This window comes from Haloarchaeobius amylolyticus (assembly GCF_042678045.1).
Lineage (GTDB): Archaea > Halobacteriota > Halobacteria > Halobacteriales > Natrialbaceae > Natrinema > Natrinema amylolyticus_A.
This window is the reverse complement of sequence record NZ_JBHUDI010000011.1, coordinates 417,129-434,370: the sequence shown is the minus strand read 5'-3', so window position 1 is coordinate 434,370 and position 17,242 is coordinate 417,129. Positions and strand designations below refer to the sequence as shown.

The window sequence follows — 17,242 nt, the reverse complement described above, 5'->3', positions numbered from 1 at the left end:
GAGCCGTCGACCCGACGAATCGAGCTTAAAGTTCGTCGATGTTCGTGACGGTCGCCCGGATCGTCACTGCTGCGACGTCGGCGACCTCGGCAGCGGCAGCCTGCGTGATCGACGGCCACTCCGCACGCTCCCCGGCCGCTTTGTAGAGACAGGCCGCAGCGACGCCACCGGGATTTCGACCGCCGATCAGGCCCGCCTCGAGCAGGGCTTCGACGTGTTCTCGAGCGCGACATTCGACGGCCGTTCCGAGCTCGAGTTCCGAGGCGAAGCGTGGCAGATACTGCGCGGGATCGATCGGTCCCGTCCGCAGCCCCAGTTCACGGTTCATCGCATCGTAGGCGGCCGAGAGTTCGGCATCGTCGGCACGTGCGACGGCAGCGATTTCGTCGGTCGTTCGCGCGATCGAGCGCGTCCGACAGGTCGCATAGACCACAGCGGCAGCAAATCCCTCGAGCGAACGCCCCTGAAAGAGCCCCTCGGACTGGGCGGACTCGAACAGCGCACAGGATTGCTCTCTGACGGAATCCGGCAGCGAGAGCAAAGCAGTGAGTCGTCTGATTTCGGCGAAGCCATACACCTGATTTCGTTCCGCTTTCGACGAGATCCGTGCGCGGTTGTGCTCGCGGCGCAGGCGCGCGATCTGTCGCCGTTTCCGGCCGGTCAGACGAGAACTGGTGCCCGCGTTCGAGCCGTATCCGATCTCCGTCGAGAGTCCACGATCGTGTCGCGACCGGGTCAGCGGCGCGCCGGTTCGTCTCGGATCGGAGTCGTCGTCCTCGAACGACCGCCACTCCGGGCCACGATCGATCTCGTTTTCCGCGGAGACGAGTCCACACTTCTCACAGACGATTTCCGTACCCTCTTTCCGTAATCTGCCGTCGCATTCGGGGCAGTCCGGTGCTGTATCGGCATCTGCCATTGGTTATTTCCCCTTATATCCAGTTGGTACTCTCTAGTATTTAAAATGTTGGAGAAGATGAACGAACTGAGCACGTGAAACGACAGTCGGCAGAGATCCTATCGATCGAAGAGCCACGTCAGCACGGACCGTGACTGCGATGGGGATTCGCAGGGAGACGAGTCCGTCGTATCCGTCCGCTCGGCCAGCAGTCGTTCGTACTGGTCGACGATCGCCTGCCGGCGTCGCTCGCTTGCCTCGAGCGCCCGCTCGAGGGTGGCGATCCGAACCTGGTGTTGCGTCCGTTCGATCCGGTAGGAAAGCGGCAGTTCCTGTCGGTCCGAGACGGCAGAGGACTGGTGGGAGGAGCTGCGCTGTCGGTAGCTGGATCCGGCGACCGGAGTCGGGCGAGTAAGTCGGCGTCGTTCGTCAGCGGGGTGAATGGGATCTGGGCCTCGTTGCTCGACGGACATGGCTCACCTTCGACGTCCACACGGGCCGAGAAAAAGGTCAGTCAGTCAGGTGTCAGACGCGTCTGACACGGGTCGTGCGTCCGACGGACGTTACTCAGAGATGCTCGAGCACTCCCTGCGTCTCTGCCGGCACGGGCTCGGGTTCGCTGCCGGCGGCGGCCGCCGCGTCGGGGTCTTTGAGCAGGTGGCCCGTCGTCAGGCAGGCGACGCGCTCGTCGTCGTCGACGACGCCCTCGGTGCGGAGCTTTCGCAGCCCGGCGACGGAGGCGGCAGAGGCAGGTTCGACGCCGATTCCCTCGCCAGCGATGTCACGTTGGGCCTCGGTGATCTCCTCGTCGGAGACCGCGACCGCGGTACCACCGGTCTCGCGGATGCCGGGCAGGGCCTTCGGCGCGTTGACCGGGTTGCCGATCCGAATCGCAGTGGCACGCGTCTCCACGTCGTCCCAGCGCCGGACCTCGTCGGCATCGTTTTCGATCGCTTCGACCATCGGCGCAGCGCCTTCGGCCTGGACGCCCGTCAGCTTGGGAACGTCGTCCTCGTCGAGTTCACCCGCCTGGACGAGTTCACGGAAGGCCTTGTACAGCGCCGAGGTGTTCCCTGCGTTGCCGACCGGGAGCACGATCCGGTCCGGAACGGCGTCGTAATCGGCGAGGAAGCCCTCGAGGATCTCGAGGCCGATCGTCTTCTGGCCCTCGAGCCGGAAGGGGTTCAGCGAGTTCAGCAGGTAGGCCTCGCCCTGGGCTGCGAGCTCCTGAACGATGTCAAGGCATGCGTCGAAGTTGCCGTCGACCTCGAGGATCCGCGCCCCGTGAAGACTCGCCTGGGCGATCTTCCCGGCGGCGACCTTCCCGGCGGGCAGCAATACAAGCGTCTGCATGCCGCCACGGGAGCCGTAGGCGGCCAGCGCGGCGCTCGTGTTCCCGGTCGAGGCACAGGCCAGCCGACCGACGCCGAGTTCCTTCGCGACGCGGACGCCGACGGTCATCCCGCGATCCTTGAACGAGCCGGTCGGGTTCATCCCTTCGTGTTTGATCCGTAGCGCTTCGACGCCGACCGACTCCTCGAGACGGGGCACTTCGTATAGCGGCGTGGCACCTTCCTGAATCGAGACGCCTTCCTCGAAGGGCAGCGCGTCGGCGTAGCGCCAGACGCCGTGGCCGTCGAAGTCGTCGAAGGTCGGCAAGTCGGCGTAGCGGACCTCGAGCAGCCCGTCGCACTCGTCGCAGGTGTAGCGGATGTCGTCGAAGGGGGCGAACGTGTCGCCACACTCGATACATTCTAGCCAGACGCCGTCGGCGGCGTCGGCGGGTTCGTCCGGCTGCTCGGCCGAGAGGCTGAGACTCATTATCGAGTGGGAAGGATGCGACAGGGAAAAAGTGAGTGGATTCGGCGGTGGTCCGGTTCAATCGGCCGTCTCGTCGAACTCGTCGATCACGTCGTGGACCGTCGCCGTCCAGGCGTCCAGTGCTTCGTGAAGCATCTCCTTGGCTTCTGGCAACGCGATCGCGGTATACTGGTAGATGTAGCCACCACCGTCCAGCAACCGTCGGTCCCGGCGAACGAGGCCCCGTTCGTGTAGCGTCGACAGGGAGCGGTTCACCGTACTCCGATCTCGCTCGAGTGTCGCGGCCAACTCCTCGATCGTACTGCCGGGCTGGGAACACAGTGTCAGGTAGGTGCGGGTCTCGTGATCCTCGATGCCAAACACGCAACTCATGACGTTTTCGAACGGCGGATTCGATTCCTCCATTAGTTCCCCGAGGCGGTGCTGGGGGGTGTCGGACATACAGTCTCGTACGGACGCAGGCGTCAAAATACTCGCCACAGTCGGCCAGAACGTCTAGGTGCTGGCGTCATGCGTCTTCGGCCGTTGCTCCGTAGCCCATCTTCCGGATACAGGCCCGCATTTCGTGTTCGGTTTCGTGGCGGTGGAGTCGCGTCGGTGTATCACAGTAATACACGGAGCCGTCGTACCGCAGCGTCACCTCGTACTCTTGCTGCGCTGTTGTCGTCGTAATTACGACTCGTCGTCCGTCCTCGATCGCATCCATGATCGCATCCGCCTCGAGGTCGCCAGCCGAGATCCGGAGCGGATTCGACATCGAGTGAGACTGGGCGCGCTGGTCCAAAGAAACTTCGTGTCATCACACCCCGCTACCGAAATCCACCTCGTTCGGACGATTCAAGGCCACCTGGCGGGCCAAACCGAGCGCCGGGAACCGGGTGTGCATGACGATTACCGAACCGGGATACCGCTACACTGACCCAGGGTGTGTAATATCACATGGCATCAGAGACAGTAACACGACAGCCAGAACGAACTGAAACGGCACTCGAGCCCTGGCAGGCGGGGACCGTCGGCGGTATCATCGGTGCGATCGTGTTCGGTGCGATGATGGTTGTCCAGACACCTGGCGTCCTCGAGATGGCGATCCCGGCGCTGTACGGGCTCGAGGGTGGACTCGCAGGAACGATCGTACACCTCTCACACGGCGCGGTCCTCGGCGTCGTCTTCGCGGCGCTGCTCGTCACAACGGGGCGTGCCGACGCGAGTCCGACGACGGCCGGGCTCCTCGGACTCGGCTACGGCATCGGGGTCTGGCTTATCCTCGCCGTCGTCGTGATGCCGATCTGGCTCTCGGCGGTCGGGTTCGAACTGGCACCTGCCGTCCCGAACGTCGCTATCGAGAGCCTCGTCGGCCACGCCGCGTACGGACTCGTTCTCGGCGTCGTGTACGCAGTCCTCGAGTGAGGAAAAGCCGGATCGAACAGCTACTCGAGTAGCCAGCTCAACAGCGCCTTCTGGGCGTGAAGTCTGTTTTACAGCCCACCTTTTTTCGCTCGGGTTCGTTCCACTCACCACTCACGAAAAAATCTGGACCAAAAACCGATCACTCACTTCGTTCGTGATCGACTGACTACTCGAGCAACCAGCTCAACAACGCCTTCTGGGCGTGAAGCCTGTTTTCGGCCTGATCGAAGACGATCGAGTGGTCGCCCTCGATGACATCGTCGGTGATCTCCTCGCCGCGGTGGGCCGGCAGGCAGTGCATCACGGATGCGTCGGGGGCGTGCTCGAGCAGGTCGGAAGAGACCTGGAACCCCTCGAAGTCGTTCATCCGGACGTCGCGTTCGTCCTCCTGGCCCATCGAGATCCAGACGTCCGTGTAGATGACGTCGGCGTCGGTGGCGGCCTCGATGGGGTCGGTCGTGGTCGTCGGATCGCCGCCGAGTTCGCGGGCGCGCTCTAAGACGGCCTCGTCGACTTCGTACCCCTCGGGCGTTGCAATCGTCAGGTCGACGCCGGTCAGGGCACAGCCGAGCGCGAACGACTGGGCGACGTTGTTGCCGTCGCCGATCCAGGCCGCCGAGACGTCCTCGAGGCCGCCCTCGTGTTCGCGGATCGTTAGCAGGTCCGCGAGTGTCTGGCAGGGGTGGGCGTCGTCGGTGAGCCCGTTGACGATCGGCACCGACGAGTACTCCGCGAGCACCTCGACGTTCTCGTGTTTGAACACGCGGGCCATCACCGCATCGACGTACCGCGAGAGCGCACGTGAGGTGTCTTTCAGCGGTTCGCCCCGCCCGAGCTGGATGTCGTCTTCGCCGAGGAAGATCGCGTGGCCACCCAGCTGGGTCATCCCCGTCTCGAAGGAGACCCGGGTCCGGGTGCTTGCCTTCTGGAAGAGCATCCCTAAGGTCTGTCCAGACAGGTCGGCGTGGTCCTCGCCGTTCTCGACGGCGCGTTTGTACTCCCCGGCCCTGTCGAGAACCGCGAACAGTTCCTCCTCGGAAAGGTCGTCGACGTCGAGGAAATGTCTCGGCTGTGTCTCGTCCGTATCTGTCGTCATGGTATAATAACTCGTCTACGAATACTTATTGGTCAATCCTTACTGAGCGTCCGCGCGACGCGCTCCAAGATCGAGACTGACTGATCGAACTCCGACAGCGGGAGCCGTTCGTCTGGTGCGTGATCGAGGTCGGAGTTGCCGGGCCCGTAGGTGACCATCGGACAGTCCCAGGCCCCGGCGTAGATGTTCATGTCGCTGGTGCCGGTCTTTCGCACCAGACGCGGGTCGTCGCCCTCCTTGCGGATGGCAACGCGGAACGCCCGGGCGACCTCCGTTCGCGGACTCATCATCACTGGCGGCACCTTGTCTTTCCAGGTGACGGTCCCGACCTCGAGTTCGGCTTCCGCTGCTTCGCGGACGGTATCGACGTCGAGTGCCGGCGGCACGCGCAACTGGACGTCCATCGTCGTCTCGACGGAGAGGCCGTCCTCGCTGACGCCGCCTTCGATGTCGACCGGCTTGGTCGTTACCTGCTCGAAGATCGGCTCGTACTCGTCGCCTTCGAAGCGCTCCTCGACGGCGGACCACCAGCGAACGGCGTGTTGGATCGCGTTCGGGTCCGGCCGAGAGGTATGCCCGGACTCGCTGGTCGCGACGTACGTGCCAGCGATCAGTCCGCGGTAGCCGAGCGTGATCCCGTCGGCCCCGGAGGGCTCACCGTTGACGACGGCGTCCGGCGGGCTCTCCCGGTCGTCGACCAGATAGCGCGACCCCTTCGAGTCGACTTCCTCGCCGACGACACCGACGAAGGAAACGCCGGTGCGGACGGCAGCGGCCGCCATCGCGGCGAGTGGCCCCGTCGCGTCGACGCTGCCACGCCCCCAAAGGATCTCGTCGTCGCCGGTTTCCTCGACCTCGACGGGAATGTCTCCCGGCACGGTGTCGATGTGCGAGGTCAGGAGGACGGAATCGTCCGCTGGCGCGCGGACGTTCCCGACTGCATCGATCCAGACCTCCCGGTCGTGGGCCTCGAAGAAGTCCACGAGTCGTTTGGCCGCCTCGCGTTCCTCACGGGTTGGAGAGGGGATCGAGACGAGGTCGACCAGCAACTCTCGAGCCTCCTCGAGCGAGACGTCCGTCGGGTCGTCCGTGCTCGCGTTCATGATTCGGAGTCGGGTGCGATGACCGCGCCCAGCGCGTCCACGAGCTGGTCCGCCGCGTCGTCGTCGATCACCAGCGGCGGCAGCAGGCGCAGGACGGTTCGTCCCGCCGGCAGCGCCAGCACCTGGTGGTTCATCGCCAGGTCACGGGCGACGCGGTTGGCCCCGCGTTTCAGCTCGATGCCGACGAGCAGTCCCTCACCGCGGATCTCGCGAACCTCGTCGCCGAGCGTGGCCTCGAGTTCCGTCGTGAGATAGTCGCCCATCGAAGCGGCGTGGGCGGGCCACTCCTCCTCGACCAGCGTCGAGATCGTCGCGTGGACCGCCGCGGTAACGACGGGGCCGCCGCTGAAGGTCGAATTGTGCGAGGCCGCGCCGTCGGCGATCCAGTCTCGAACCGCGACGCCGCCGATTGGGAGGCCGTTGCCGAGGCCTTTTGCGGTCGTGAGGATATCGGGGGAGACACCTGCGTTCTGGCAGGCCCACATCGACCCCGTCCGTCCCATGCCGGTCTGGACCTCGTCGAAGACCAGCGCTGCGCCGGCCTCGTCGGTGCATTCGCGGGCGGTCTCGAGGTAGCCCGCGGGCGGGACGTTGATCCCGCCTTCGCCCTGGATCGGCTCGAGGATGACGGCCGCGGTCTCGTCGTCCACGGCGGCCGCGAGCTCCTCGCCGTCGCCGTAGGGGACGAACTCCACGCCGCCAGCCAGGGGCTCGAACGGCTTCTTGTACTTGTCCTTCCAGGTCGCTGCGAGCGACCCCATCGTCCGCCCGTGGAACGAGCGGGTCGCGGCGACGATCTTCGAGTTCCCGGTCGCCGACCGGGCGAACTTCAGCGCGGCCTCGTTGGCCTCGGTTCCGGAGTTACAGAACCAGGCCTGATCGAGTCCGTCGGGCGTCGACGCGACGAGCGCGGCGTAGGCATCCTCGCGCGACTGGACGGGATAGGATGAGTCGACGAACGTCAGGTCAGCGACCTGCTCGGTGACCGCGTCGACGACCGCCGGGTGAGAGTGGCCCAGCGGCGTACAGGCGTAGCTCGCGCCGGCGTCGATGTACTCCGTCCCGTCGGACGTGTAGAGGAACGGCCCCTCGCCGCGTTCGATGCCGATCGGCTTGCTGCCGGAGACGAAATCGAGGTCACTCATTCTGCGGCCTCCGTTTCAGCGTCGTCTTCATCCGCAAGCACACCGGGCGCGAGGGTCGTCCCCTCGCCCGCAAGCGCGCTCGTAATCGGCTTGGCTGCGTTCGCGTCCGCGACGACGACCGAAGACGCGCCGCCCTCGAGTGCCTCCTCGGCGGCCATGACCTTCTTGGTCATGAACCCCTCGGCGGCGTCCTTGACACCCTCGAATTCCTCCGGCGTGGCAGCCGACTCGATCTTGGTCGACTCGTCGTCGGGGTCCTCGTAGACGCCCGAAACGTCGGTCAGCAAGACGAGGTCGGCCTCGAGCGCGCCGGCGATCGCGGCGGCGGCGCGGTCGGCATCGGCGTTGACTGCGGTGTAGCCGCCCGACTTCTCCTTGCCGAGGATCGGGACCGAGACGACAGGCGTGTAGCCGCCTGCGAGCGTCGTCTCGAGCAAGTCGGCGTTGACCGACTCGATCTTCCCCGAGTGGTCGCCGCGCTTGATCTTCTTCTTGCCGTCCTCTTTGACGCGGACGGCGGACTTGCGCTTGCCTTCCAGCAGTTTGCCGTCGGTGCCCGAGAGGCCGACCGCGTCGACGCCCTCGTTGTGCAGGCTCTCGACCAGATCGGTGTTGAGCTTGCCGGGCATCACCATCTTGAAGACGTCCATGGTGCGTTCGTCAGTGAAGCGTCCGACGACGCCGCCGGGGGTCTCGACGTAGGTCGGCTCCTCGCCGAGTTCCTCTAAGGTCTCGTCGACGGCAGTCGAGCCACCGTGGGTGAGGACGACGTCTTCGCCGTCCTCGACGAGACTCGCGACGTCAGCGAGCGCGCCCTCGGGATCGACGGCGCGTGCGCCGCCGATTTTGACGACGACTGTCATCTACGGTGCCCCCACGGGGTGGAGCCCCGTAAACTCGAGTCCGGCCGTCTCCTCGAAGCCCAGCGCGATGTTGGCGGCGTGGACCGCCTGGCCCGCGGAGCCTTTCATCATGTTGTCGATGGCCGAGAAGACGACGATGCGCTTGTTCGACGGGTCGAGTTCGAAGCCGACCTCAGCGAGGTTGGTCCCGGCGACGGACTTCGGTTCTGGGTAGCGGTAGACGCCGGAGCCGCCGGCAGCCATGCGGACGAACGGTTCGTCCTCGTAGCAGCCGCGATAGGCCTGCCAGAGGTCGCCCTTCGAGACGGGGCCCGACGGGAAGACGTGGCTCGTCGCGCTCGCGCCGCGGATCATGTCGACGGCGTGGCAGGTAAAGGACACCGAGGTGCCGAGGAACTGCTCGATCTCGGCCTCGTGGCGATGTCCCGTCGGCGCGTAGGGGCGGACGACGCCCGAGCGCTCGGGGTGGCTCGAGGCCTCGCCGCCGCCGGCACCCCCTTCGGAGGAGCCGACTTTCACGTCGACGACGATCTGCTCACCGCCCTCCAAGATGTCGTGTTCGAACAGCGGGTAGAGCCCGAGGATCGTCGCGGTGGCGTTACAGCCGCCGCCGGCGATCAATTCAGCCCCCGCGAGGTTGTCGCGGTTGATCTCCGGAAGCGCGTACTCGGCCTTCTCGAGGTACTCCGGGGCCTCGTGGCCGTCGTACCACTCGTCGTACTGTGCTTCCGTCTCGAGACGGAAGTCAGCCGAAAGGTCCACGACCGTGTCGGCGATCTCGAAGAACTCGTCGATCTGGCCCATCGAGACGCCGTGTGGCGTCGCCGCAAAGAGGACGTCGACGCTCTCGAGATCGTCGGGTTCGGTAAAGCGCAGGTCCGTCCCGCGAAGCGGCGGGTGAACGGAGCCGACGCTCTTGCCGGCTTTCGATCGGCTCGTGACCTCCGCGAGCTCGACGTTCGGATGGCCCGCGAGCAGGCGCAGGAGTTCGCCACCGGTAAAGCCGGAGCCGCCGATGACGGTCGCGGTGACTGTCTCGGCTGCCATCAGGCGCTCACCTCGAGTTCCTGCTCGGCGGCCGCGGCTTTCTGCTCGAGCCAGTCGACGACGGTGCCAGCGACGTCGGTCTCGACGGCCTCGTCGAGAGCCTTGAACTCGACGGTGTGGTTGACCTCGTGGACGGTGTAGGAATCACCGGTTTCCATGAGGTCGACACCTAACAGGCCGCCACCGACGGCATCACTGGCCTTCTGGACGAGGTCCAGCGCGTCGTCGTCGAGTTCGAAGACGTCCGTCTCCGCACCCTTGGCAGCGTTCGTGATCCAGTGGTCCGACGAGCGGACCATCGCGGCGATGGGCTCGCCGTCGACCGCGAGCACGCGAATGTCGCGGCCGGGTTTCTCGACGAACTCCTGGACGTAGAACACCTTGTGCTCGTAGTGGCCGAGCGTCGCCTTGTGCTCCAGGATGGCCTCGGCAGCCGATTTGGAGTCGATCTTGGCCATCAGGCGGCCCCAGGACCCAACGACGGGTTTGAGGACGCACGGATAGCCGAAGTCCTCGATGGCCTCCATCGCGGTCTCCTTGGTGAAGGCGACTTTCGTCGCGGGCGTGGGCACGCCCGCCTGCTCGAGCGCGAGGCTGTTTTTCACTTTGTCAGCGCAGATATCGGCGGTCTCGTGGCTGTTTACCACAGGGATGCCGTAGGCCTCGAAGAACTGCGTGGCGTACAGGCTCCGGCTCGTGGCGAGACAGCGGTCGACGACGATGTCGAGATCTGCGAACGCCGCTGGCGCCTCCGAAATGTCGAAGGTCTGCTTGCGGACGTCGATCTTCGTGACCTCGTGATCACGCTCGCGAAGCTCGTTCAACAGGAGCTTCTCGTCTTTGCGAATCCGTGAATAGAGTATGCCTACGTTCACGCGAGCCACCTCTGAATGGATGTGAGGAACTCGCTACGAGCCCCTCGAGTCGTATGCGCAGCGCGGGCCGGTGTCGCGCCCGTCTGCAAGGTCACTCACCCCAGTCCTCTTCGAGCTCGGGGGCTCGCTCGAGGACTGGCGGCTCGGTGTCGACGACTTCCAGCTCGGCACCACAGGTCGTACAGTCAACGATCTCTCCGACTTCCAGATCGTCGTGCAGGGACAGTTCAGCCCCACACTCGACGCATTCGGTCATTGTACTCGCACGTGGGAGCCGCGATCCCTTAAAGCCTTCGAACCTAACAGCAAAATTATACTAACTGCACTGCCCTCTAACGGACCGTAGACGCCATTTCACCGCAATTCTACTTTGACATATCATAGAGCGAGTAATTCATCCCCTCACGGGGATCGTCGTCGGAGCGGGCGGTCGGCACTCCAGGGCGTCGCCGTCCGTCCCGTTCCAATCGCTCGAGTGACGCGGTCAGACATACCCGTTCACCTCCGACCGGAGCGCCTCGTGGGCCGCCTCGAGCGCTGCGGTCAACTCGGCATGTGCGTCGTCGTCGGCCGCGAGCGCCTCGCGGGCCGGCTCGAGTTGATCGTCAACCGCCTCGGGGGCAGGACCGCCCTGCGAGTCGCGGCTCGCGACGCTTTCGGCCGGGTCGAGTGCATCCGCGACGGCGTCGGGATCGACGTAGGCCTCGAGCGATTCGCCGAGAACTTCTTGGGATGCAGCCTCGAGGGCGTCTTCGTCCGCACCGTTTTCGGCTGCGATGGCCACCAGTTCGTGTGCAGTACGGAACGGGAGCCCGTTCGCAGCCAGCAGGTCCGCGACGCCGGTCGCCGTCGAGAAGCCCGCGCCGGCTTCCGCGGCCAGGGTCCCTTCGTTCCAGTCGGCCGTCGCGACCGCACCCGCCGCGACCTCGCTCGCCTCGGTGACCGCGTCGACGGTCTCCCAGGCGTGAGTCGTCGCCCGCTGCAGGTCGCGGTTGTACGCGCGGGGCAGTCCCTTGAGCGTCGTCGTCAGCCCCTGAACCCCGCCGGCCGCGTCACCCGCAACCGCGCGAACGAGTTCCAGCGTGTCCGGATTCTTCTTCTGGGGCATGATCGACGACGTCGAGGAGTAGTCGTCCGACAGCTCGACGAAGCCGCGGTTCGCGAAGATGATCACGTCCTCGGCCAGTCCCGACAGCGTCGTCGCGTGCGTCGACAGCGCTTGCACCGTCTCGAGCAGGAAATCCCTGCTCGAGGAGGCGTCCATCGAGTTCTCGACGACGCTATCGAATCCGAGCAGGTCGGCAGTGCGCTCGCGGTCGATGTCGAACGTCGTGCCTGCGAAGGCTGCGCCGCCCAGCGGCGACTGGTTGATCCGCGCGTAGGCCTCGAGCAACCGTTCGGTATCACGGCGAACGGCACCTTCGTAGGCCAGCGCCCAGTGAGCTACCGTAGTGGGCTGAGCGGGCTGGAGGTGCGTGTAGCCGGGCATGATCGTCTCCCGGCCGTCTTCGGCCACGTCGACAAGCGACTCGCGCAGCGCGAGGGTCGTCTCGATCGCCGCGAGGACGTCCTCGCGCAGCCGGTAGCGGATACAGGCCGCGACCTCGTCGTTGCGCGAGCGTGCGGTGTGCATCTTCCCGCCGTCGGGACCGACGCGCTCGATGACGGCCGTCTCGATGGCCTCGTGGACGTCCTCGCCGTCGGGCAGCGAGCCATGGCCGTCGACTTCGATCGCATCGAGGGCAGTCAGGATCTCACTGGCGACGTCGTCGTCGACGATCCCCTGCTCGGCGAGCATGACCGTGTGCGCGCGGTCGACCGCGAGGTCGGCCTGGAAAATGCGTTCGTCTGCTGCGAGCGAGGAGAGGAAGCTCCGGGCGGGGCCGCCGCTAAAGCGGTCCCGGCGGACGACCCCCTCGTCGGTGCCCCCGTCAGTGAGGACGGGGCGGGACGCGCTACTGCCGGCTCGGCGATCCGACGAGGATCGCGGTCCACTGGACCGCTCACCGCCGTGAGCACTCTCCTCGAACATCGTTACTCGTCGTCCTCGTCGTCGGCGTTCGCGGCGATCGCCTCGTTGGCGAGGCGGCGCTGGAAGCCGTGGTACTTCGCGACGCCGGTGGCGTCTTCCTGTTTGATCTTGCCGACCGTCTCGGTGTCGAAGGACGCGTGTTCGGCCGAGTAAGCCGCGAACTTGCTCTCGCGTGCGACCGGACGGGCCTGGCCACCCTCGAAGCGGATCGTCACCGTGCCGGTGACACGCTTCTGCGTCTCGTCGATGAAGCCCTCGAGCGCGCTCACGAGCGGTGCGTCGATCAGGCCCTCGTAGGCCTTCTGGGACCACTGCTGGTCGATCTGGGTCTTGAACTGGCGCTCCTCCTGGGTGAGGACGAGACCCTCGAGGGCCTCGTGAGCGTTCAACAGCGTCGTCGCGCCGGGGTGTTCGTAGTTCTCGCGGACCTTCAGCCCGAGCATGCGGTCTTCCATCATGTCGGTACGGCCGACGCCGTAGCTGCCGGCGAGTTCGTTGAGGTACTCGATGAGTTCGACCGGCTCGTATGCCTCGCCGTCGACGGCGACGGGGTAGCCCTCCTCGAAGGTGATCTCGATCTCTTCGGTCTCGCTGCCGGGCTCGTCGGTCCACGCGTAGATGTCACGCGGTGGAACGTAGCCGGGATCCTCGAGGTCGTCGCCCTCGACCGAGCGACTCCAGATGTTGGTGTCGATCGACCAGTCGCCGCCACTGCCACCCTCGACTGGCAGGTCCTTCTCGGCGGCATACTCCTGTTCCCACTCGCGGGTCAGCCCGAGTTCGCGAACAGGGGCGTACACCTCGAGATCGGAGTCACGCCAGATCGCCTCGAACCGGAGTTGATCGTTGCCCTTGCCCGTACAGCCGTGCGCGACGGCGTCACAGTCCTGTTCCTTCGCGATGTCGAGGATCGCCTCCGCGATTACCGGGCGAGCCAGCGCCGTGCCCAGCGGGTAGCCCTGGTAGGTCGCGTTCGCGCGAACGCTCTCGAGACAGAGATCGGCGAATTCCTCTCGCGCGTCGACGACGTAGTGTTCTAAGCCGAGCGCTTCGGCGGTTTCCTCGGCCTCGTCGAACTCGGCGGCCGGCTGGCCGACGTCGACGGTAACACCGATCACGTCGTCGTATCCGTATTCTTCCTCGAGCAGCGGGACACAGACAGTCGTGTCCAGGCCGCCCGAAAACGCAAGTGCCACGCGGGTCATATCGTACTCGAGTGAACTCACAGGACGGACTTAAGCTCATTGGTTTCAATTTCGCAAAATAACGAGAGAGCGGCTGCTAAGCGAAAATACTGTAGTTTTGGGAACGTTGAAACGAACCGGGACAGGGGAGTAGTATAGGACGGGCTCAAAGGCCCGGTCGGAATCGTCGCGGTCGTCGCCGAGCGACGGTCCCGTCGGTACCGGAAACGGCGAGCGTGGTGCCGACGGACTGACTCATTGTCTGAACACTGCTGATCCACGGTCTTAAACCCTGCTACATCGCGCTCCCGACGGGCGACGGATGTATACGCGTTGTCGTCAGTCATGGTCGGCACACCCGTGACCCGCAGTGGGATGTGCCGGGACATCGCGACAGCAACCCGTCTTACTCGTCGTCGGGCAGCGACAGGACGTTCTCTCGACCGATCCGGAACACCTCGATCTCGTCGTTCTCGCGCAGCTCGCCGACGACCTGACTCGTTTTGGCCTCGGTCCAGTCCAGTTCCGAGACGACTTCCTGCTGTTTGATCCGTCCGCCGCGTTGCTCGAGCAGCCGCAGTACCCGCTCTTCGTTGCTCAGCAGTTCCGGCGGTGGGGTCTGAGCCGCGCTCGAGTCGGGTTCGGCCGCGCCGTCGGTTCGCCACGCCGTGTCGGTTCCGCCGTCCGTGCCGCCGGTTCGGGCTCGGTTGCGACTGCGCAGCCAGCCGGCAACGGCGACGGTTGCCAGCAGCGCCAGCGCCAGGACCACGACGACCCAGGGCATTGCCGGACCGCCGTCGGCTGACGGCTGTGTCGTGGCCGAGTCACCGTTTTTCATCAGCACGAGCCGTGGCTGATCGTCGGGAAAGTTCGTCTCGCCCTCCCACGTTACCGATCGATTGGACCGTTCGTCCGGGGAAGGGGTCACCTGCGGCCCGTCCTCGGTCTCGTAGACCGTGTACGGTTCCGGCCAGCGAAACTGCAACGTCGTCTCGTTGCTGAGTGTGAACCCGGACAGTGCAGCACCCGCCTCGATCTGATTCACTTCGACGTGGGCGAATTCAGACCACTGGAAGGTGACTTTCGCGTGCCCGATCTCTTCGGGCTGGGAATCCATCTCCGTCTCGATCGAGACGTTCGAGATGTTCATCTCCCGGTCGGTCGCGTTTTCACCCTCCGTGAGCGTCTCGTTCCACCCGCGTCGCTCCTCGGCGATGTACCACGCCGTGTTGTTCGTGATGTTCGCGTCCAGGGACTCCCACTCCGCCATCGATCCGTTATCGTCGGGATAGAACTGGTAGTCCGTCGTCACCTGCGCAGAGCCGTTCTCGGCGATGGCGACGTCGATATGGATCCGATCGGCGTCCTCGAGTTGCACGGTTCCGTTGGTGTCCGTTCCACCGTCGTCCGCCTGAACCTGTCGCAGCACTGGCTGTGTCCCAGCATCCGCTGTCGCAGGCGCCACCGGGGCGAGCACACCCGAACACGCAACCACCACGAGCAGGCAGACAAGGGCTCGCAGCCCCTTCACCTCCATTACGGTCATATGCTGTGGCCGCCCAAATAGGTCTTTCCGACAGCGTAGCAGTATATTTTTCACACAGTCGTCTAAATATGAACGTCCATGTCAGATACTCGCGGCGAACTCGAGGTCGAAACGCTGCTGAAACTCGTCCTCGGACTGGTCGCCGTCTTGCTCGTTCTCGAGATCGCAGAGACAGTGATCAGCGGGCTCGCCTGGCTACTCGGCCCCTTCTTCGTCGTCATCCAGCTCGCGATCGCTGTCCTGATCGTGCTCTGGTTGCTCGACCGTCTCTGAGAGACCACCAGACTGATAGCTACGTCGGCCCAATATCGGCCGAAGTGTACAGCGTCAACGTCCCGGTCCCCGGTCGCGTCCGCCAGCTCGCGGATCGTCTCTATCCCGAACTGGTCGGCTTCGAGACCGTCCGCGAGGACCACTCGTGTCTACTCAAGCGACTCGGCGAGGCCGACCACGTCGCACAGCTGCAACACCGCGCCCACCGCGCGCTCGAGGGCGCCCCCGCTGTCGAAGCCGAAATTACGGGGATCGACTACTTCGCGGACCCGCCGCTTGGCTCGGCACCGGTCGTCTACCTGGCCGTCGAGAGCCCCGGCCTCGAGGGGATCCACGCCGATCTCACCGAGGCCTTCGAGGTCGTCGAGGGCCTCGAGGGCGCGGACTACATCCCCCACGTGACGCTGGCCCGCGGCGGCGACATCGAGACCGCACGGCGGCTGGCCGACCGCGAGATCGAACCCGTCCGGTGGACGGTCAGCGAACTCGAGTTCTGGGACGGGACGTACAAGTTACCGGTCAGTCGCGTCTCCTTGCCGTCGTAGGGATCGTCACACGCGCTGTCGGCCGAAACGCATGACACAGCGCATCCGAGGTACCCGCAAATATCGCGGCTATCGCCGTCGGCGACTGCAGCGACCCGTCACTGCGAGTGGCGTTCTAGACGGACAAAACACCCGAATTCGGCCCTGAGAGGCGTCAAGAGTCCGGGTAGCGTCAGCCGGCTCGCTGTGGATTAAGTCCATCTGGCTACTGGTTCCGATGTGGTCGCAACGCTACTCGTCGCAGCGGTCGTCGGAATCGCCCTCGGAGCCTTCCTCCAGAAGGGGCGGTTCTGCTTCGTGAACGCATTCCGGGACTTCTTCGCGTACAAGGACTCCCGGGTCACGAAAGGCGTCCTCGCAGCGACGTTTCTGACGATGATTTTCTGGGGTATCGCCTACCAACTGGGCTACTATCAGGGGTTCTGGACGCCCGACTGGGGGCTGACGGGACTCGTCGGCGGCTTCATCTTCGGGGTCGGAATGACCTACGCCGGCGGCTGTGCCAGCGGCACACTCTACCGCGCCGGCGAGGGCTATCTGCAGTTCTGGCTCACGCTGCTGTTCATGGGCGTCGGCTACGCCGGCTTTACCGTCGCCTTCCCGACGCTCGAGCGCACGTACTTCGGGCCGCTGACGTTCGGAACGGGTACGTCGTTGTTCGAGCTGACGTCCGTGCCGGCTGGTCTGCTGGCGCTTTTAGTCGCGGCCGTGGGACTGCTGGTCTACGCGACGCTGACCGGCCGCGCGTCGACCGCCACCGACTTCGGCGAACGCGCCGACGTGGCCCAGCTCACACCGACTGCATTCCTCGCGCCGGTCGTGGGCCTTCGCCGGTTCGCACGCGGAACGGAAACGTATTTCCGCGGGCTCGTCCGCGCGTGGCGACACCCGATCGCCGCGAGCAAGCAGCCGTGGGACCCCCGCACTGCCGCACTCGGGATCACCGCCGCCGCGGTGCTCTGGTTTACCCAGGTCTCGGTCGTCGGCGTCACCGGCCCCGAGGCGCGCTGGACGGGCTACCTCCTCTCGCAAGTCGGCGTCGACGCCGGCTCGTTCGAGTACTGGGGCTCGATCCTCTTTCAGGGCCAGGGCGTCGGCGTGACCGTCGACATGGTGATGATCGCGTTCGTCATTGTCGGCGCGTTCCTCGCCGCCGTCTGGAGCGGTGACTTCGCCCTGCGCGTCCCGAAGCGCCGACGGCTCCCCAACGCCGTCGTCGGCGGCCTCATGATGGGCGCGGGCTCGCGGCTCGCCCCCGGCTGCAACATCGGGAACATCTACTCCGGCATCGCGGAGCTGTCGGTCCACTCGTTCATCGCGGCCGTCGGCATCGTCGCCGGCGTCTACGTGATGACCCACTGGATCTACCGCGAAGTCGGCTGTGCGATCTGAACCGTTCGCTAACTG

Annotated in this window: 19 protein-coding genes; 4 read left to right on the top strand and 15 right to left on the bottom strand. The window is 65.3% G+C overall.

Annotated features, from left to right (window positions below; all coding sequences use genetic code 11):
* Positions 1 to 25: 25 nt before the first annotated feature.
* The 5 genes from ACFR99_RS18260 to ACFR99_RS18240 all read right to left on the bottom strand — a co-directional run bounded on the left by ACFR99_RS18260 (position 26) and on the right by ACFR99_RS18240 (position 3,476).
* Entirely contained in the window at positions 26 to 919 is an 894-nt protein-coding gene (locus ACFR99_RS18260; protein WP_390290514.1) for a transcription initiation factor IIB, read from the bottom strand.
* A 98-nt stretch (positions 920 to 1,017) separates the two neighbouring features.
* A complete protein-coding gene (locus ACFR99_RS18255) occupies positions 1,018 to 1,371 on the bottom strand; it encodes a hypothetical protein (RefSeq protein ID WP_390290511.1) in 354 nt (117 codons plus the stop codon).
* Between the two features lie 94 nt (positions 1,372 to 1,465).
* Positions 1,466 to 2,719 (bottom strand): threonine synthase, encoded by a 1,254-nt coding sequence (thrC, locus tag ACFR99_RS18250; RefSeq protein WP_390290508.1) that lies wholly within the window; start codon positions 2,717 to 2,719, stop codon positions 1,466 to 1,468.
* A gap of 57 nt (positions 2,720 to 2,776) precedes the next feature.
* On the bottom strand, positions 2,777 to 3,160 hold the full coding sequence (locus tag ACFR99_RS18245; protein ID WP_390290505.1) for a helix-turn-helix domain-containing protein: 384 nt from the start codon (positions 3,158 to 3,160) through the stop codon (positions 2,777 to 2,779).
* 67 nt (positions 3,161 to 3,227) lie between these two features.
* Positions 3,228 to 3,476, bottom strand: coding sequence for a hypothetical protein (locus ACFR99_RS18240; protein ID WP_390290502.1), 249 nt, complete (start codon positions 3,474 to 3,476; stop codon positions 3,228 to 3,230).
* A gap of 182 nt (positions 3,477 to 3,658) precedes the next feature.
* On the opposite strand from ACFR99_RS18240, the gene ACFR99_RS18235 reads away from it, so the two are divergent.
* Positions 3,659 to 4,126: a histidine kinase gene (locus ACFR99_RS18235; RefSeq protein WP_390290499.1), complete on the top strand. Its 468-nt coding sequence runs from the start codon at positions 3,659 to 3,661 to the stop codon at positions 4,124 to 4,126.
* A 166-nt stretch (positions 4,127 to 4,292) separates the two neighbouring features.
* Here the strand turns inward: ACFR99_RS18235 and argF are convergent, their stop codons facing one another.
* The 10 genes from argF to ACFR99_RS18185 form a co-directional block, all read right to left on the bottom strand.
* Positions 4,293 to 5,222, bottom strand: coding sequence for an ornithine carbamoyltransferase (argF, locus tag ACFR99_RS18230; protein ID WP_390290497.1), 930 nt, complete (start codon positions 5,220 to 5,222; stop codon positions 4,293 to 4,295).
* A gap of 32 nt (positions 5,223 to 5,254) precedes the next feature.
* A complete protein-coding gene (locus ACFR99_RS18225) occupies positions 5,255 to 6,325 on the bottom strand; it encodes a [LysW]-lysine hydrolase (RefSeq protein ID WP_390290494.1) in 1,071 nt (356 codons plus the stop codon).
* Complete coding sequence (locus tag ACFR99_RS18220) at positions 6,322 to 7,470, bottom strand: aspartate aminotransferase family protein (RefSeq protein ID WP_390290491.1); 1,149 nt, start codon at positions 7,468 to 7,470, stop codon at positions 6,322 to 6,324. The genes ACFR99_RS18225 and ACFR99_RS18220 overlap by 4 nt, the downstream gene beginning before the upstream one ends.
* Entirely contained in the window at positions 7,467 to 8,333 is an 867-nt protein-coding gene (locus ACFR99_RS18215) for an acetylglutamate/acetylaminoadipate kinase (RefSeq protein WP_390290488.1), read from the bottom strand. The genes ACFR99_RS18220 and ACFR99_RS18215 overlap by 4 nt, the downstream gene beginning before the upstream one ends.
* Complete coding sequence (argC, locus tag ACFR99_RS18210; RefSeq protein WP_390290485.1) at positions 8,334 to 9,380, bottom strand: N-acetyl-gamma-glutamyl-phosphate reductase; 1,047 nt, start codon at positions 9,378 to 9,380, stop codon at positions 8,334 to 8,336.
* The gene (gene lysX / locus ACFR99_RS18205) at positions 9,380 to 10,255 is read right to left on the bottom strand and encodes a lysine biosynthesis protein LysX (protein ID WP_390290482.1); all 876 of its coding nucleotides are present in this window, start codon (positions 10,253 to 10,255) and stop codon (positions 9,380 to 9,382) included. The genes argC and lysX overlap by 1 nt, the downstream gene beginning before the upstream one ends.
* A 91-nt stretch (positions 10,256 to 10,346) precedes the next feature.
* Positions 10,347 to 10,511, bottom strand: a complete 165-nt coding sequence (gene lysW / locus ACFR99_RS18200; RefSeq protein ID WP_008013846.1) for a lysine biosynthesis protein LysW — start codon at positions 10,509 to 10,511, stop codon at positions 10,347 to 10,349.
* 228 nt (positions 10,512 to 10,739) lie between these two features.
* Positions 10,740 to 12,287, bottom strand: a complete 1,548-nt coding sequence (gene argH, locus ACFR99_RS18195) for an argininosuccinate lyase (RefSeq protein ID WP_390290478.1) — start codon at positions 12,285 to 12,287, stop codon at positions 10,740 to 10,742.
* Positions 12,288 to 12,289: 2 nt separating this feature from the next.
* Positions 12,290 to 13,492, bottom strand: a complete 1,203-nt coding sequence (locus ACFR99_RS18190) for an argininosuccinate synthase (RefSeq protein WP_390291298.1) — start codon at positions 13,490 to 13,492, stop codon at positions 12,290 to 12,292.
* A gap of 385 nt (positions 13,493 to 13,877) precedes the next feature.
* Entirely contained in the window at positions 13,878 to 15,008 is a 1,131-nt protein-coding gene (locus ACFR99_RS18185; RefSeq protein ID WP_390290475.1) for a helix-turn-helix transcriptional regulator, read from the bottom strand.
* 87 nt (positions 15,009 to 15,095) lie between these two features.
* Here ACFR99_RS18185 and ACFR99_RS18180 point away from each other — a divergent pair, with 87 nt between their 5' ends.
* The 3 genes from ACFR99_RS18180 to ACFR99_RS18170 all read left to right on the top strand — a co-directional run bounded on the left by ACFR99_RS18180 (position 15,096) and on the right by ACFR99_RS18170 (position 17,227).
* Complete coding sequence (locus ACFR99_RS18180; protein ID WP_390290472.1) at positions 15,096 to 15,290, top strand: DUF7554 family protein; 195 nt, start codon at positions 15,096 to 15,098, stop codon at positions 15,288 to 15,290.
* 44 nt (positions 15,291 to 15,334) lie between these two features.
* A complete protein-coding gene (locus tag ACFR99_RS18175; RefSeq protein WP_390290470.1) occupies positions 15,335 to 15,835 on the top strand; it encodes a 2'-5' RNA ligase family protein in 501 nt (166 codons plus the stop codon).
* A 219-nt stretch (positions 15,836 to 16,054) separates the two neighbouring features.
* A complete protein-coding gene (locus tag ACFR99_RS18170) occupies positions 16,055 to 17,227 on the top strand; it encodes a YeeE/YedE family protein (protein ID WP_390290468.1) in 1,173 nt (390 codons plus the stop codon).
* Positions 17,228 to 17,242 lie beyond the last annotated feature (15 nt).